General features: G+C 45.9%; 18 protein-coding genes and 1 tRNA gene. 15 read left to right on the top strand and 4 right to left on the bottom strand.

The features are described from left to right. Nucleotides 1–104: 104 nt before the first annotated feature. From SSCH_RS22490 to SSCH_RS11995, 11 genes are all read left to right on the top strand, one after another. Complete coding sequence (locus SSCH_RS22490) at nt 105–383, top strand: Fur family transcriptional regulator (protein WP_456300466.1); 279 nt, start codon at nt 105–107, stop codon at nt 381–383. Then, nucleotides 340–537 carry a Fur family transcriptional regulator gene (locus SSCH_RS22485; protein ID WP_456300465.1) on the top strand — a complete coding sequence of 66 codons (198 nt, stop codon included), beginning with the start codon at nt 340–342 and terminating at the stop codon, nt 535–537. Before SSCH_RS22490 ends, SSCH_RS22485 begins: the two co-directional genes overlap by 44 nt. Nucleotides 538–703: 166 nt before the next feature. Further along, a complete protein-coding gene (locus SSCH_RS12035) occupies nt 704–1,303 on the top strand; it encodes a tetratricopeptide repeat protein (RefSeq protein ID WP_044665677.1) in 600 nt (199 codons plus the stop codon). Between the two features lie 13 nt (nt 1,304–1,316). Then, entirely contained in the window at nt 1,317–1,658 is a 342-nt protein-coding gene (locus SSCH_RS12030; RefSeq protein WP_044665676.1) for a tetratricopeptide repeat protein, read from the top strand. A gap of 162 nt (nt 1,659–1,820) precedes the next feature. Beyond that, complete coding sequence (folE, locus tag SSCH_RS12025; RefSeq protein ID WP_044665675.1) at nt 1,821–2,378, top strand: GTP cyclohydrolase I FolE; 558 nt, start codon at nt 1,821–1,823, stop codon at nt 2,376–2,378. 215 nt (nt 2,379–2,593) lie between these two features. Then, nucleotides 2,594–3,361, top strand: a complete 768-nt coding sequence (gene surE, locus SSCH_RS12020) for a 5'/3'-nucleotidase SurE (RefSeq protein WP_044665694.1) — start codon at nt 2,594–2,596, stop codon at nt 3,359–3,361. Nucleotides 3,362–3,430: 69 nt separating this feature from the next. Next, nucleotides 3,431–3,670 carry a hypothetical protein gene (locus SSCH_RS12015; protein WP_198142434.1) on the top strand — a complete coding sequence of 80 codons (240 nt, stop codon included), beginning with the start codon at nt 3,431–3,433 and terminating at the stop codon, nt 3,668–3,670. A gap of 60 nt (nt 3,671–3,730) precedes the next feature. Then, on the top strand, nt 3,731–4,600 hold the full coding sequence (locus SSCH_RS12010) for an AAA family ATPase (protein WP_044665673.1): 870 nt from the start codon (nt 3,731–3,733) through the stop codon (nt 4,598–4,600). A gap of 35 nt (nt 4,601–4,635) precedes the next feature. Continuing rightward, entirely contained in the window at nt 4,636–5,169 is a 534-nt protein-coding gene (gene nuoE / locus SSCH_RS12005; protein WP_044665672.1) for an NADH-quinone oxidoreductase subunit NuoE, read from the top strand. Beyond that, nucleotides 5,166–7,076: an NADH-ubiquinone oxidoreductase-F iron-sulfur binding region domain-containing protein gene (locus SSCH_RS12000; RefSeq protein ID WP_044665671.1), complete on the top strand. Its 1,911-nt coding sequence runs from the start codon at nt 5,166–5,168 to the stop codon at nt 7,074–7,076. The genes nuoE and SSCH_RS12000 overlap by 4 nt, the downstream gene beginning before the upstream one ends. Then, on the top strand, nt 7,066–7,713 hold the full coding sequence (locus SSCH_RS11995; RefSeq protein WP_044665670.1) for a 2Fe-2S iron-sulfur cluster-binding protein: 648 nt from the start codon (nt 7,066–7,068) through the stop codon (nt 7,711–7,713). Before SSCH_RS12000 ends, SSCH_RS11995 begins: the two co-directional genes overlap by 11 nt. 76 nt (nt 7,714–7,789) lie before the next feature. Here the strand turns inward: SSCH_RS11995 and SSCH_RS11990 are convergent, their stop codons facing one another. Beyond that, nucleotides 7,790–7,981 (bottom strand): small, acid-soluble spore protein, alpha/beta type, encoded by a 192-nt coding sequence (locus tag SSCH_RS11990; protein WP_044665669.1) that lies wholly within the window; start codon nt 7,979–7,981, stop codon nt 7,790–7,792. 201 nt (nt 7,982–8,182) lie between these two features. Between SSCH_RS11990 and fusA the strand changes: the two genes are divergently transcribed. The 3 genes from fusA to hcp all read left to right on the top strand — a co-directional run bounded on the left by fusA (nt 8,183) and on the right by hcp (nt 12,336). Next, nucleotides 8,183–10,225 (top strand): elongation factor G, encoded by a 2,043-nt coding sequence (gene fusA, locus SSCH_RS11985; RefSeq protein WP_044665668.1) that lies wholly within the window; start codon nt 8,183–8,185, stop codon nt 10,223–10,225. A 254-nt stretch (nt 10,226–10,479) separates the two neighbouring features. Then, entirely contained in the window at nt 10,480–10,914 is a 435-nt protein-coding gene (locus tag SSCH_RS11980; RefSeq protein WP_044665667.1) for an RrF2 family transcriptional regulator, read from the top strand. 138 nt (nt 10,915–11,052) lie between these two features. After that, on the top strand, nt 11,053–12,336 hold the full coding sequence (hcp, locus tag SSCH_RS11975; protein WP_044665666.1) for a hydroxylamine reductase: 1,284 nt from the start codon (nt 11,053–11,055) through the stop codon (nt 12,334–12,336). A gap of 290 nt (nt 12,337–12,626) precedes the next feature. Here hcp and SSCH_RS11970 read toward each other — a convergent pair whose 3' ends face one another. Next, on the bottom strand, nt 12,627–12,977 hold the full coding sequence (locus SSCH_RS11970; protein WP_156972261.1) for a hypothetical protein: 351 nt from the start codon (nt 12,975–12,977) through the stop codon (nt 12,627–12,629). 290 nt (nt 12,978–13,267) lie between these two features. After that, on the bottom strand, nt 13,268–14,458 hold the full coding sequence (gene dinB / locus SSCH_RS11965; protein WP_044665664.1) for a DNA polymerase IV: 1,191 nt from the start codon (nt 14,456–14,458) through the stop codon (nt 13,268–13,270). A gap of 149 nt (nt 14,459–14,607) precedes the next feature. On the opposite strand from dinB, the gene SSCH_RS11960 reads away from it, so the two are divergent. Next, entirely contained in the window at nt 14,608–14,811 is a 204-nt protein-coding gene (locus SSCH_RS11960) for a hypothetical protein (protein ID WP_156972260.1), read from the top strand. Between the two features lie 104 nt (nt 14,812–14,915). On the opposite strand, the gene SSCH_RS11955 is transcribed toward SSCH_RS11960, so the two are convergent. Next, a tRNA-Trp gene (locus SSCH_RS11955) sits at nt 14,916–14,991 on the bottom strand. Nucleotides 14,992–15,480: the final 489 nt, after the last annotated feature.

Genomic DNA, 15,480 nt, shown 5'->3' with positions numbered 1-15,480 from the left:
ATAACATATTAAGCACAGAGTCCCAATATGACCAGGAAATTGTGTATAATAAAAGGAAAAATAATAAATGATTAATAGCGCAATAATTTTTGGAGGGTGGCAAGATGCAGGATAAATTTCATAATTATTGTGAAAAACTACAGAGAGGTTCTTATAAAATAACTCCTCAACGCCAGATTATTTTAAAAACACTTTTGGATAATGCTGAGCAGCATCTCAGTGCAGATGAACTCCACTTCATTGTAAAACAAAAGGATCCTGAGATCGGATTGGCTACAATTTATCGCACCTTGGAGATACTTACAGAATTGGATATTCTGCATAAAATTGACTTTGGAGATGGATGCATCAGATACGAGTTTTCCGATTCAGGAGGCACATAATCACCACCACTTGATCTGTATCAAGTGTGGTAGAGTGATCGAGGTTACCGATGATCTTTTGGAGACATTGGAAACCTGGATTGAAAAGAAAACGCAATTTCAGATTACAGATCACCAGTTGAAATTTTTCGGTTACTGTAAAAAATGTCAATGAAAACTTCATATTTTTCAACCTCGCGCCAGCGGGGTTTTTTTGTTGGACAGATTACAACATATAATTTTCGTTTGGCGAAGAAGCATAAATAAGCATGGAAATTTTTAGCAGGATTTACCCCCTTTATACAGAATAGGTTTTTAAGTTTAACAGGGGGGCGAGTAAAGTGATTAAGTACTTCCGGCAGTTTATCGGTGCTGTTCGAAAATGGTGGGTGGGAGGAAAAACAATAGAACATTATCAGGAACTCTACTATTTACAAAGTATTGCTCCTGAATTCCAGCATGTTCAGTCATGCAACCTTGAATCACCCACAGACTGGTGTTTAAAGGGGGAAGAGCTTGTCCAGGCTTCCCAGTTCCAGGAGGCCATTCTTTGTTTCGAACAGGTTCTCAAATTATCACCGCGTCATGTCGCTGCCCTCTCGGGCAAGGGGTTTTGTTTTTACAAAATGGGTTATATTAAAACCGCTTTTGAGTGTTTTTCTCAAGCGCTTGCTTTTCAACCCAAGGACATTGGTCTCCTGGTTAACTGCGGAAATTGCTACTGCCATTTTCAAGAATATGATAAGGCTCTTCAATGCTATAAAAAGGCTCTGCGTTATTGTGCCTCACCTATTATCTGGAACAATGCAGGGTACTGCCTTGTTTGCTTGAAACGTTTTGAGGATGCCTGTTCTGCTTACCGCAAAGCCATCAAGGTAAGCGAAACAGAAGATGTAAATATCCTGAGCAATGCCGCTGCTGCATTTTTGAAATTCAGGTAAATACAGGGAGGCAATGTATTTTTTTGATAGAAGCTTGCAGTTAGCCCCACAGGACGATCTTCTTTTAAATAATGCAGCAGTTTATTTGGCATTTCGAAACGACTATGATCAAGCTGTCAAATGCTTTGATGAGGCCATTCATCTTCAACCCGATAACTCTATATATTTATGCAATAAGGGAATGCTCTTGTTAGAGATGGGCATCAGTGATGAAGCCGCCCATCACTTTGAGGAAGCAATTAATAGGGACTCTTCAAATAACGCTGCCTGGCGGGGAAAGGCTGTTTTCCACTTCGGAAAAGGTGAAAAAGAGGAAGCACTGTACTGCTTCAACAGATCGCTTGGGCTTCATTAAAATATTAATAAAAAACTTTAACATCGTTTTGCAGGATATCTCTCCTATTTTGACGAATAACACTCTAATCGGGGGCTGCATAGAATTTGTTTGGCTTGGTGTATCTGGTGGAGAAACGACTGTATATAACCAAGTAGTATTTATGGGGGGATATTAAGAAAAATGGACCGGGAAAAGATTTTGCAAGGGGTACGCTTGCTCATTGAAGGAATTGGCGAAGATCCCGAGCGAGAAGGATTGCAGGGAACACCTGACAGGGTAGCCCGTATGTGTGAAGAGATTTTTTGTGGTCTGCACAGTGATCCTAAAGAGGAATTGAATGTCTGCTTTACTGAGAACCATAGTGAAATGATCCTGGTTAAAGACATACCCATCTATTCTGTCTGTGAGCATCATTTACTGCCATTCTACGGAAAGGCACATGTTGCCTATATTCCGCGTCAAGGGAAGCTGACAGGTCTCAGTAAACTGGCAAGGGTAGTGGAGACTCTGTCTAAAAGGCCGCAGTTACAGGAGCGGTTGACCTCACAAGTTGCTGATACCATCATGGATGCGCTCAACCCCTTGGGAGTAATTGTTGTTATAGAAGCAGAACACATGTGTATGACAATGCGGGGCATCAAAAAAGCGGGTGCAAAGACGATGACTTCTGCGGTGCGTGGTGTTTTTAAAACCAGTGAAGCTACAAGAGCGGAAGCCTTTGCACTGATTAAAGAATAGCGGTATGTGTTCTAAAATTGGGCAAAACTTAAAAAGCGCCTCTTTAGGCGCTTTTTATATAACTTACCAGTTTGCCATAGATTGCTTTGAGTTGTAGACTATAAGTATGCGTGCAAGGGGTACCATCCCCGGTGCACGCTTAAGGTTGACAGTAGGCACTAGCAGAGCGTGGAATGTCGGCTTCTGACTTCTGCTTTTCAGTTGGGGTGAGGGAAATGAAAATACTTTTAACAAATGATGACAGCATACAAGCAAAGGGGCTTGCTGTTCTCTGGTCAGAGCTTAAAGAAATTGCTGAGGTTGTTGTTGTTGCTCCGGATCGGGAGCGAAGCGCAACAGGACATGGTATTACGATGGACATACCCTTGCGCGCGGAGAAAAGTTATCTTTTCGACGGTAAAGCATGGGCAGTTAACGGTACTCCTGCGGATTGTGTAAAACTGGCTGTAAACTGTCTGCTTGAAGAAGAGCCAGATCTGGTGATCGCAGGTATCAACAGGGGTTCAAACCTTGGAGTTGATATCTTTTACTCCGGGACTGTTTCCGGGGCACTGGAAGGGATTATCCTTGGGTTTCCTGCTATCGCGGTTTCAGTAACAGAATACCTGAATCCTGATTACAGGTATGCTGCATCCTTTACCAGGAAGCTGGCACCGAAAGTTTTTGAAAAAGGTATCTGTAAGGACACTTTGCTCAACATCAATGTTCCCTCTATAGCGCCGGAAGAAATTCAAGGGGTTGAAATCACCAGGTTAGGTAGACGCAAATATATCAATTCCTTTGAGGAGCGAGTGGATCCCCGGGGAAAAGCCTACTACTGGTTAGGTGGGGATGTAGTTGATAGTATTGATGAATCATCTGCTCGAGATACAGATGTGGCATCTATCAGCAAGCGCAAAGTATCTGTGACACCGATTCAAGTAGACTTAACCAATTACAGGGCAATGGAAACCTTGCGGGATTTTTTTGATGATTTATCCTGATAATTTTAAAGTATCCAGTCTATATTATCTATGCGCTTTCGGTGTTAAAGGAAGAAGATAGATATGTTTGTGATCCGCACAATTATATTAACCGCTGTTTTTTTTCTAATTTTCAACTTCTCTCAAATTCGCAGCGGGGAGTTTAAATTCGAGGCCGGCTCTCTAATTTTACCTTTTTCTTTGAGCTTTGCCCTGGTCCTGGTAGACAGCTTTATCAGGGTAGCATTTTTCTATGCCTTTATTATATTTATTATTATTGCTGCTCTTAGTTATTTTCTGCTGCGCCTTATGGAAAACAAAAAGATCTAAAAGTAGAGGAGGGATAACATCAATATACAGCTTGAGGAACTGCGTGACGGGTTTAACCGTATGTGTTACATCATCAATGAAGATGAACTTAATACAATTTACCTGGCCCTCTGCTTGGAAAAACCGCTTCTTGTCAGTGGCCCTGCCGGTGTAGGAAAAACTGAACTGGCCAAGGTATTGAGCGATGTTTTAGGGGCAAGATTGATCCGGCTGCAGTGTCATGAAGGGTTAGATGAAAGCAAATCCCTCTATGACTGGAATATCCAGCGCCAGTTGATCAATATTCACCTTTCCAGCCGTACACAGGGTTCGGAAAAAACAGAGGAGGATCTTTTCTCTTTAGATTACATATTGCAGCGCCCCCTGCTCCAGGCCATAACTCAGCAGGAACAGGTGCTTCTGTTAATTGATGAAATCGACCGCTCTGATCGCGACTTTGAGGCTTTTCTCCTGGAGTTGCTTTCCGATTACCAGGTATCGATACCAGAGATCGGGACAGTTAAGGCTACCTGTAAACCGGTTGTTGTCATTACCAACAGCGGGGAACGCGATCTTTCGGAGGCTCTTCGCAGGCGCTGTGTATTCTTATATCTTGATAACCCTACCATCCAGGAGGAAGCATCTATTCTCCGGGCACGGGTACCCGATGTCCTGGAGACACTCAATGAAAATATTGCCCTTGCTGTAGCCATGCTTCGAGATAAGGGGTCACAGTTAGGGTACGGTAATGCCCAGTTGCTGGATTGGGCAAGGGTGCTGTTAATGTTGGATGCTGATCGTTTCCAAAAGGATTATGTAGTTAATTGCATGGAACAGTTGGCCTGGAACAGGGAAAATATAACTGCTGTCATGGAATCTTACGGGCATATGACCGATTCTTCTGGGAATAGAGCAGGAAAAAACGCCGGAAACGGAGAAATTAAAGGGTAAATCGCAATTACTGCTTGGGAGGGGAGGTTTATTTTTTGGAGCTGTTAGAGGGGGAACTGGAACAAATTCAAAAAGAAACTGAAGATATCCTGCAGCATCACGGCACTGAGCGGCAGGAATTGATCCCTGTGATCCAGGAGGTCCAGGAAAAACTGGGTTATCTTCCACAGCCGGCTATGGAGCAAATAGCCGCAGCATTAAACATACCGGAGGTGGATGTCTATAGTGTAGCCACCTTTTACAACCAGTTTCGCTTGAACCCGCCTGGAAAGCACCAGATCAAGGTATGCATGGGTACTGCCTGTCACATGCTTGGCGGACATATTATTTTAGATTCATTTGAACGCAGGCTGGAGATCAATGAGGGTGAAACAACCCCTGACCGCGAGTTCAGCCTGGAGCGAGTGGCCTGTGTTGGCTGCTGTGCCTTAGCTCCTGTTGTTGTTGTTGACGAAAAGGTGGAAGCAAAGGTTTCACCGATTCGGGTTGATGGTATCTTGCTCACCTTTGAGATAGAAAAAAAAGAACATGAGATGAAAAACCAGGAGGGAGGGGGACAGGAGGAATGAGTATCTCAGAAAAATATGCCGCCATCAGAGATGCTGCTATGAAAAAAATCGAGAAATTAAAACAACAGACACTTGTCCTCGTGGGAACAGCAACATGTGGGAGAGCCGCTGGGGCCATAGAGGTTTTGAATGTTTTCCGGGAGGAAGCCGGCAAGCGCCAATTAGATGTCGTTGTTGAAGAGGTCGGCTGTATGGGCCACTGCTATGCTGAACCGCTGGTGGTTATCGCCAAGCCGGGCTTCCCAACCCTCTGTTATGGCCCTGTTGATGAAGGGATGGCACAAAGGCTGGTTGTCGACTTTCTGGTCAATGATGACCCCTGTTATGAATTTGCTATGGCTGCTCTGGAACCCAATGATGAGTTTCCCACCTTCGAAGATTTTCCCAGGGGTGTGATCGAAAAGAAAATCATTCTGGCGGATTGTGGTTTCATCGATCCTGATGATATCGATCACTATATAGCTAAAGATGGATATGCTGCCCTGTCCAAGGTTTTAGAGATGGAACCCCGTGCTGTAATCGAGGAGATAAAAGATGCCAAACTGCGCGGCAGGGGTGGGGCAGGATTCCCCACAGGCATCAAGTGGGAAAGGTGTTACGAAGCTAAAGGATCACCCAAATATGTAATCTGCAACGCTGATGAGGGGGATCCCGGTGCTTTTATGGACCGCGCAATTTTGGAATCGAACCCACATCAGCTGATCGAGGGCTTGATCATAGCAGCTTATGCTGTTCAGGCATCACTGGGCTATATCTATGTGCGTGCAGAATATCCCCTTGCGGTTGCCCGTTTAAGGGACGCCCTGGAACAGGCTCGCCAAAAGGGTCTGCTGGGTAAAAATATGCTGGGAAGTGATTTCAGCTTCGATATCATCATCTTTCAGGGTTCTGGTGCCTTTGTTTGTGGGGAAGAGACAGCTCTGATCGTCTCTGTTGAAGGAAGCCCCGGGGTACCCAACCACCGGCCGCCTTATCCGGCCACCTCAGGCTTACACGGTAAGCCCACAGTGATCAATAATGTAAAAACACTCTCTTATGTACCGCATATCATGCGCAAGGGTGCTGAGTGGTTTAAGGGCATCGGCACTGAAAACAGTCCTGGAACCGCTGTATTTGCCCTGGCGGGAAAGGTTGTCGGAACCGGTTTGGTTGAAGTGCCCATGGGAACGACGATCAGAGAACTGGTCTATGACGTAGGGAGTGGGACCAAGGAAGAGAAGGCCTTTAAGGCTGTGCAGATCGGTGGCCCTTCAGGTGGCTGTTTGCCTGAGTCATCACTGGATCTGCCCATTGACTTCGACTCCCTTCAAAAAGCGGGAGCGATGATGGGTTCCGGGGGGCTTGTGGTTTTAGATGAAGATGATTGTATGGTGGAAATCGCCCGCTTCTTCCTTGATTTCACCCAAAAGGAGTCATGTGGGAAGTGCACTTTCTGCCGGCTGGGAACCAAGCAGATGCTGGAGATTCTTACAGAGATCACAAAAGGGAAGGGGAACCCTGAGGATATAGACCTGCTCTTGGATCTGGCAGAGGATATTAAAATGGGTTCACTGTGCAGCCTCGGCAAAACAGCACCCAATCCCGTCATCACCACCATCCGCTATTTCAGGGATGAATATGAGGCCCACATCAATGAAGGGCGCTGCCCGGGCTTGATGTGTAAGGAGTTAATCTCCTATATGATTATTCCGGAAAAGTGCAGCAAGCTGTGTGATGTGTGTATCGGCAGCTGCCCGACTGAAGCGATTTACACAAGACCCGATATGCTCAAAGCCATTCACCAGGATAAGTGTTATAAATGCAACAGCTGTCTGGTAGCCTGCCCGCCGCAGTACAAGGCTGTAATCAGGGTATCTCCTCCGCTTGAGGTTGAACAGGAGGAAGGGGGTAAGGAAGATGAGCAGTAAGGTTAAGATCACAATAGATGGACAGCAGTATCAGGTGCCTGCAGGAGAAAAGCTGCTCTGGGCGGCTCTGGACTGTGGGATTTATATCCCACACCTGTGCGGCAACAGGGAAGAGGAGCGTCCCGAAGCAAGCTGCCGGCTTTGTTTTGTAGAAATCGAAGGGATACCTGATCCTGTAACAGCCTGCACTCAGGAAGTAATTGAGGGGATGGTTGTCCAGACGCGCACACCCCGGGTGGACCGTCTGGTAGGGACAGCTTTCGAATTGCTGCTTTCCAATCACAAGATGCGGTGTGGTAAGTGTCCTCAAAACCGCCGGTGTGAATTACAGAAGATAGCCAGAGAAAGAAAACTGAAATTGAGACTTACCCGCTTGAGACCACTGCTCACCGAAGAGCAGTACCAGCCAATAGATGATTCACCTGATTCATTTATATACGATTCCAACAGGTGTGTACTGTGTGGTCGCTGTATATGGGTAGATCACAAGGTAGTAAAGGTGGGAGCAATCGGCTTCATCAGGCGCGGTATTGATCGGAAGATGTCCACTTTTGGTGATCGCCCTCTCAGCGAATCTCCATGTACACAGTGTGGTGAGTGTGTCAAGGTTTGTCCTGTAGGGGCACTTGGTTTTTAAAGAAGATTTAAAAGAAGATCAAAACAAAACAAAATAAAACCGGGGATACCATCCCCGGTCGGGTGCACTTAGTTAGTTAAGACTGAAACCGGTTATCTGTCTGGAGACTGCGCTCGGCTCTTTCTATGGCGAGTTTTACCAGGTTACCGCAGTCACGGGAGGGGACACTTCCCCAACCCTCACTCTGCACAATATCCAATACTCCCATATCCTTAGCCAGTTCGTACTTTAGCCTTTCAGACATTAAACCCCTGTTTCGTCGTCCCATGAAAACCTCCTTTGTGCACCCTTTTATATTGTATATAATGTGGCAGCCAATTATACAGTCAGTTTGTGTCTTATCTTGTCTTATCGGTTGTTTTTGACTTGAATGTCAATCTATAATATAATGAATCAGTAAAATATTCAGTAATAGTATTGATTATACACATAATTCGGGTTTTTTAACTTAGAGGAGGGAAAAACTGCTTTGAAAGTTTATGAATCCTCCCGCATACGCAATATTGCTGTTATAGGGCATGGTGGTGCGGGGAAAACATCTCTTGTTGAAGCGATGCTTTTTAATGCCGGACATACCAATCGTCTAGGGAAGGTTGATGACGGCACAGCAACAACCGATTATTTCCCTGAGGAAATAAAAAGGAAAATATCTGTCAGTACAGCCCTGGCTCCCTGTGAATGGAAGGACTGCAAAATCAACCTGTTGGATACACCAGGATATGCCGACTTTTTTGGCGAGGTCAAGGGGGCTTTACGGGTTGCAGATAGTGTACTGTTAGTACTTTGTGCAGTATCAGGTATAGAAGTACAAACGGAAATTGGTTGGAGAGAAGCGGATAATACTAATCTCCCCAAAGTAGTATTCATCAATAAGATGGATAGAGAAAATGCCAACTTTGATCGTGTTCTAAAACAGATGAAAGAGTTCTTTAAAAAGAATATCATCCCCTTACAGCTACCCATCGGAGCTGAGGACAACTTCAGCGGAGTGGTTGATCTGCTGAGTATGAAGGCATACAAGTATAACCCTAAAGATGGCAGTTATCAGGATGAAGAGATCCCTGAAGAGATGATTGATGCCGCTCAGTCAGCGAGAGAAGCAGTTATAGAAGCGGCAGCTGAAGGTGATGATGAACTCCTCTTGAAATACCTGGACGGAGAGGAACTCTCTGATGATGAAATACACACCGGCTTAAAAACTGCTTTCATGGCAAACAGTTTTGTTCCGGTTTTATGTGGTTCTGCATTGATCAATACAGGTATCAGGCATCTTCTCGATTTTCTGGCTGATATAGTCCCCTCTCCGGTGGATATCGCTGAGAAGCCGCTGACAGAGGAACCGCAGGCTGCACTTGTTTTTAAAACTCTCGCTGATCCCTATGTGGGTAAGTTGAATTTCTTCCGTGTTTATGGAGGGAGTTTGAAGAGTGACAGTGCTGTCTATAATCCCAATAGAGAAAAAGAAGAAAAAATCGGGCAGATCTTTACAATGCGCGGGAAAAACCAGGAAACACTGGATGAGGTAAAGGCAGGAGATATAGCTGTTCTTGCCAAACTCCAGGAAACAGAAACCGGGGATACCCTCTGCAAAAAAGATAACCAGGTGAAGCTTCCCGGTGTTGAATTCCCTGAACCGATGCTTTCCGTTGCTATCGAGCCCAAGAGCAAGGGTGATGAGGATAAGCTCAGCGGTGCTATAGGGAAACTGATCGAGGCAGATCCCACACTGCGCATCGAAAAGAATGCGGAAACAAAAGAAACTGTTCTTACCGGTACAGGTGAAACCCATCTGGATATTGTTTTGGAGCGGCTTCACCAGAAGTTTGGGGTAGAGGTTACTTCCAAGACACCGAGTATTCCGTACCGCGAGACCCTTAGGGGAAAGGTCCAGCAAGAAGGTAAGTACAAGAAGCAGACCGGTGGGCGCGGCCAGTATGGCCATGTTTGGTTAACACTTGAACCCAATACCGATGATGAGTTTGTTTTCGAAGAAAAAGTTTTTGGTGGTGCAGTCCCCAGACAGTACTTCCCGGCTGTGGAAAAAGGACTCAGGGAAGCGATTGTTGAAGGGATTTTGGCAGGATACCCGGTCATCGGGCTCAAGGCAACACTCTATGATGGATCTTATCACCCGGTAGACTCTTCAGAAATGGCCTTTAAGATCGCCGCTTCTATGGCTTACAAGAAGGGTATGGAAAAGGCAGATCCCGTTCTTTTGGAACCGCTCATGGATATGGAGATTCTGGTTCCTGAACAGTTCATGGGTGACATTATGGGTGACCTCAACGGAAAACGCGGCAGAATCATGGGCATGGAACCCCAGGAGGGTGGAATGCAGTTGATCAAGGCCCAGGTGCCCCTTGCCGAAATACAAGATTACCCAATCGCTTTGAAGTCGATCACCCAGGGACGCGGCTCCTTCAAGATGGATTTCGCCAGTTACGAAGAGGTCCCTGCACGCACAGCACAGGAGATAATCGAAAAACGCAAAGCAGAACAGGAAAAAGAATAAATAAACGTCAAAAAAAAGGCTGTCTCAAAGAGACGGCCTTTTTTTGAATGGGGTCAGGCTTGAGTAATTGAGTTATTTACTTATTATTATGCTATCCTGATTTATCGCTTTACCATAGAAGGGAGTTTCATAGTAAATTTAGTTTATAACTCCTTCTACCATTCTCCAAATTAAAAATAACAAATATTTTATAAAAACTATTGACATGTAAATGATAGTGGACTATAATTGTCCACAAGAAGGGTGATCTTACCATGGAAATTATCAGACGCAATACAGATTACAGTATTCGGGCACTTGTACACCTGGGTCTCCATCCCGGTGTAGAAGTAACAGCCGGAGAGATCGCTGAAAAGCAGGAGGTACCACTGGAATACCTGCAAAAGATCTTGCAGAAGTTAACCCGCGGTGGTTTGGTCCTTTCACACCGTGGCGCCTATGGGGGGTTTATGCTGGCCAGGGAGCCTGATGAGATCAATCTGCTGGAGATTATCGAGACCATGCAGGGCAAACTGGTGATGAACAAGTGTTTTCTTGGCAAAGATGGCTGCCCCCGGGCTCCAAAGTGTGTCCTTAAAGGTAATTGGCTGCAACTGGAACAAAGGATCGCAGGTTTTTTATGTCAGATTACATTACTAGATTTGGTGGAACAGGTACGTGAAGGTGGTTTTGTGGAAGGTGGTGAGTAAAAGCCAAGTTTGCATGTGGAAAAATGAAGGTGTTTCTTTCTTGGTTCAAAATGGACTAATGTTATCTTGAAGAGCAAATTTTTTATTGCCTAATGTGGACAAAAAACATCTTGTATTAAAAATTTAGGAGGGAGAAAGATGTTTTGTTATCAATGTGAACAGACTGCGAAAGGTACCGGCTGCACCAAATCCGGAGTTTGTGGGAAGGACCCGGATATTGCCGGCATCCAGGATACGCTTGTTATTTCTCTTAAGGGAATCGCTGCTTATGCCTACCATGCGCGGGAACTCGGCGCCCATGATGAACAGGTGGATGCTTTTTTGGCAGAAGCGCTGTTTTCGACACTGACCAATGTCAACTTTAATTTAGACAGTCACATCAAGCTGCTGCTCAAAGCCGGGGAGATCAACCTGCGGGCGATGGAACTGCTGGATAAGGCTCATGTAGAACGTTTTGGAGAGATGGAACCGACAAAGGTGCAGGTAGGAACAAAGAGCGGACCCGGCATTGTGGTGACTGGGCATGATTTTCTTGACCTCTATGAACTCTTGAAGCAGTCAGAGGGCAAGGGAATCAATGTCTATACCCATGGGGAGATGCTTCCGGGACTGGCTTATCCTGAATTGAAAAAATTCTCGCACCTGGTGGGCAACTATGGTACCGCCTGGCAGAACCAGAGGAAGGAGTTTGAGGAATTTTCAGGTGCCATCTTGGGAACCACCAACTGCGTGCTGCTGCCCCGGGATTCTTACAGGGATCGCATGTTTACCTGTGGTATCGCGGATCTTCCAGGTGTTGTGCATATTGAAAACCGTGACTTTACCCCGGTGATCGAAAAGGCCCTGACACTGGAACCCCTGGCGGAAAATCCTGGTCCCACAACAATGACCGGTTTCCACCACCAGGCTGTTCTCAAAATAGCTGATCAGGTTATCGAAGCAGTTAAGTCAGGTAAGATTCGCCACTTCTTCCTGGTTGGCGGCTGTGATGGCGCACGTTCCAGCCGAAAGTACTACACCGAGTTTGTCCAAAAGCTGCCGCAGGACTGTATAATCCTGACTCTGGGTTGTGGAAAGTATCGCTTCAACTATCTGGACCTGGGTGAAATCGACGGGATTCCGCGCCTTTTGGATATGGGGCAGTGCAATAATGCCTATTCAGCCATCCAGGTGGCAGTTGCTCTGGCTGATGCCTTCAATTGTGGAGTCAATGACCTGCCGTTGAGCATGGTGCTCTCCTGGTTCGAACAGAAGGCGGTATCCATTCTCCTGACACTTCTGCACCTTGGTATTAAGGATATCCGTCTTGGCCCAACTCTTCCGGCATTTCTGACACCGAATGTGCTCAAGGTGCTTCAGGATAACTACAACATCCAGCCGATCACAACGCCGGAGGAGGATATCAAGGCTCTTCTTGGATAAAATAAAAACGGGATGGTTGTTATATGGATATTATCCGAATTACGGATCAACAATTTAAGGAAATACCACGAGGGATAAAGGGGAGGCACCTGGTGAATATACCTGCTGTCAGTGTCATTTCCGGGTAACCGAATGAGGAAAAAAAGCTGGTCCTATATACAGGGACCAGCTTTTTTGATTTGGTCTTCTTGAGCAGGCCTTAAGTTAACGTCTTCTTACTATTTTAAAACACCCGCCCTTTTCCATCATCAGCATTAATATACCGGGTATTGATGATGGGAATGCTCTCGTTAAAAAATAGCTTTATGGTGGGGGGATTCATTTGCGTTGTAGTGTTTTAGGGGTAGCTTTCGCTTGAAGTAACCACAAGCACGGGCAGCGGGATCCCCCCTGCCTAATATTTTACACAACCCTTCTTCTCCCACCAATTTCAAGAGAACAAGCACAGGTGTACTCTCCGGGGGTCTTGACCATAGTTCTTTGTATCTTTCTATACAACCCCACCGCACCTCTTCTTTCCCCTGAATCAAAACGTGGTACCGGCAATCCCGGCATTTGCAGATAACCTTTTCCCGAAACTCCGGGAGGATGACCCGGTGGCTTTCCCACAGTTTATTATTATTATTATTATAGATGCTCACAGCAATCATACCTCCTGAGACGCGGGGACGGTTCTCGCGTCTCTCGATGAGGTGACAGGGGGCGGTTGTTCTATGTCACCAATATTACATGACTCCGGCATTCTGTTTTCATCCTCTGTTGGTGCCGCCCGGGCGGAAAACAGAGGTTGGATGCCAGAGGTCAGAAGTCAGAATAGTGTTGAAAGCCGGGAGGTCGGAAAGATAGATTGTCCTGTTGCTTGGAAATAAACTGCAAGGATCTCCGATTACTGACCTGATGAATAAAGCAATAAAGCAAGCCTGACCCCGTATTAAAGGTAACGCACATGTTCAAGGCACCCCTCTTTCAAAGAAACCGCCCGGAAGACAGCTGTTTTTCCATAGCGTTCCCGAACCTGGTCGCAGGCCTTTTCTATTCCCCGGATCTTTTCCCTGTTGCCGAAAAGCTCCATCTGTTCTATCCTGGAGGGGAAGAGATTGGTCAGGGTTACACCTACCAGCCGTACAGGCCAGCGGGGGGACCAGTGTTTCTGCAGCAGGTCAAAGGCAGCCGCAGAAATATCCGCGGCGAGATTGGTGGGCTTGTGCAGTGTCCGCATCCTGGAAAGCCAACAGAAGTTGGTGTCTTTGAGGGAAAGAGACACGGTCTTTCCCAGATACTCCCCGGCTCGCACCCGGTAGGCCACCAGATCAGCCAGTTCCAGGATGACCACATTGACTTCATTTCCCCTGTAGTCCCTGGGAAGGGTGATCTGCTGGCCGATACTTTTCACACGGTTGAGGCTGTCCGGCTCCACCGGGCTGGAATCGATGCCATTGGCGCTCAGCCACAGTGTTTCACCGTTGAGGCCGAACTTTTTCTTGAGAATGCCTACCGGGTATTTAGCCAGGTCCCCGATGGTGTAGATGTTCAGCTTATGGAGGTGCTGCTCATAGCGGTGTCCCACACCGAAAAGCTCTCTGACCGGCAGCTGCCATAAAAGAACAGGCATCTTGTTACGGGGCATCACTGTCAAACCATCAGGCTTTTGTAGATCCGCGGCCATTTTGGCCAGCAGTTTATTGGGACCCACCCCGACACTGCAGGTGATCCCGATTTCCCCGCGGATGCGCTCCTTCAACTGCCTAGCGATTTCTACAGGGGAGCCAAAGAGCTTCTGAGAACCGGTAACATCCATAAACGCTTCATCAATGGAAAAGGGCTCTACCAGGGGTGTGAAATCATTCATAATGCGCAGGATGCGGCTGGAGAAGTCCACATAAAGATGGAACTGCGGTTTGATAAAAATCCCCTCCGGGCAGCGCTGGCGTGCTTCCCAAACCACTATCCCTGTTTTTACACCTTTTTTCTTGGCTTCATAACTGGCTGTCAGAACGATTCCATGACGTTTTTCAGGATCCCCGGCAACAATAACTGGCTTGCCCCGCAATTCCGGATCCAGTGCCTGGTGCACACTGGCAAAAAAGGAGTTCATATCCGCAAGCAGAATAGCACGGTCCACTTTAAACCATCCCCCGAACATGAGTTTCATTTTATTATAAATCAAACACATGTTCTTCGCAAGGGGGGAATGCTGGCTATTCATGACGTAATATGGCAGGAATTGTCTTCCTTTATAACGAATTGTTTAAATAAAAAGAGGGGGAGATCATGATGCAGTTATCATTAACCACTTTTGCATGGACAATAGTAAATCTGCTGGTTGTTGCTGCTATAATAGTCCTCATAGTGAAAGGATTTTGTGCAGTGCACAAAATGTCCAAGACACAGGATTCCATATTGGAGAGATTAAATGAAATTTCGGAAACGAATAAAAAGATTATTGAGCAGATGTGGTCATCAACTAAAGAATGATTTTCCGAACATCTCAGATAACAATGAAGTTCCGGTAATAAAGCTAATGGATTATACGAAAACAATAACGGAGCCTCAAAGCTCCGTTATTGTTGACTTTTCTCTGGCAGGGGTGGCAGGGATCGAACCCGCAACCAACGGATTTGGAGTCCGCTACTCTACCAATTGAGCTACACCCCTGTATCTGTATTATCATTATAGCGAAAAACAGGAATTTGTGTAAAGTGAGGTTGAAAAAGAGCAGAACCCGCGCTCCCATTATTTAACATGTCTACATTTTAACTGTTCCGGAATTTCCATTTATAGTACTTGGAGAAAGCGTAAAAAACTTATATCTCCTGAAATCTTTGTCTTCAGGAAACGATTTTTTGATTATTTATTTTCCATGGGGCACTCTATATCATCGAATAGTCGCCTTCATACTAGCATGTGTCAAAAAGATAACGTGCTAGGCTCCTGTCCCTGATATACTCCAAGGCATTACGCATCTTCTCCGCTATCTCTCTGGCGCTAAAACCACTGTTAGCATAGCTGCGCCTGTTTCTGTAACAGGAAAAGCCAGAAAAGATTCGAACCCGCCAAAAAACAATAAAACCACAAAATGATAACTTGAAAAAGTCCGAACTTCCATGAATGAAACATAAAGCCAATGTCCCCAATGTTCCAGTT

Origin of the sequence: Syntrophaceticus schinkii, assembly GCF_000946815.1 — a bacterium.
Lineage (GTDB): Bacteria > Bacillota > DSM-12270 > Thermacetogeniales > Thermacetogeniaceae > Syntrophaceticus > Syntrophaceticus schinkii.
Note: the sequence above shows the minus strand (reverse complement) of the source record. Positions and strands in the feature narration are given on the sequence as shown.

Coding starts and splice junctions, on each gene's coding strand:
- SSCH_RS22490 (WP_456300466.1), top strand. CDS start 105: ATGCAGGATAAATTTCATAATTATTGTGAAAAACTACAGAGAGGTTCT.
- SSCH_RS12010 (WP_044665673.1), top strand. CDS start 3,731: ATGTGTTACATCATCAATGAAGATGAACTTAATACAATTTACCTGGCC.
- SSCH_RS12000 (WP_044665671.1), top strand. CDS start 5,166: ATGAGTATCTCAGAAAAATATGCCGCCATCAGAGATGCTGCTATGAAA.
- surE (WP_044665694.1), top strand. CDS start 2,594: ATGAAAATACTTTTAACAAATGATGACAGCATACAAGCAAAGGGGCTT.
- folE (WP_044665675.1), top strand. CDS start 1,821: ATGGACCGGGAAAAGATTTTGCAAGGGGTACGCTTGCTCATTGAAGGA.
- hcp (WP_044665666.1), top strand. CDS start 11,053: ATGTTTTGTTATCAATGTGAACAGACTGCGAAAGGTACCGGCTGCACC.
- SSCH_RS11990 (WP_044665669.1), bottom strand. CDS start 7,981: ATGGGACGACGAAACAGGGGTTTAATGTCTGAAAGGCTAAAGTACGAA.
- SSCH_RS11980 (WP_044665667.1), top strand. CDS start 10,480: ATGGAAATTATCAGACGCAATACAGATTACAGTATTCGGGCACTTGTA.
- SSCH_RS11960 (WP_156972260.1), top strand. CDS start 14,608: ATGATGCAGTTATCATTAACCACTTTTGCATGGACAATAGTAAATCTG.
- SSCH_RS12030 (WP_044665676.1), top strand. CDS start 1,317: ATGTATTTTTTTGATAGAAGCTTGCAGTTAGCCCCACAGGACGATCTT.
- SSCH_RS11995 (WP_044665670.1), top strand. CDS start 7,066: ATGAGCAGTAAGGTTAAGATCACAATAGATGGACAGCAGTATCAGGTG.
- SSCH_RS22485 (WP_456300465.1), top strand. CDS start 340: ATGGATGCATCAGATACGAGTTTTCCGATTCAGGAGGCACATAATCAC.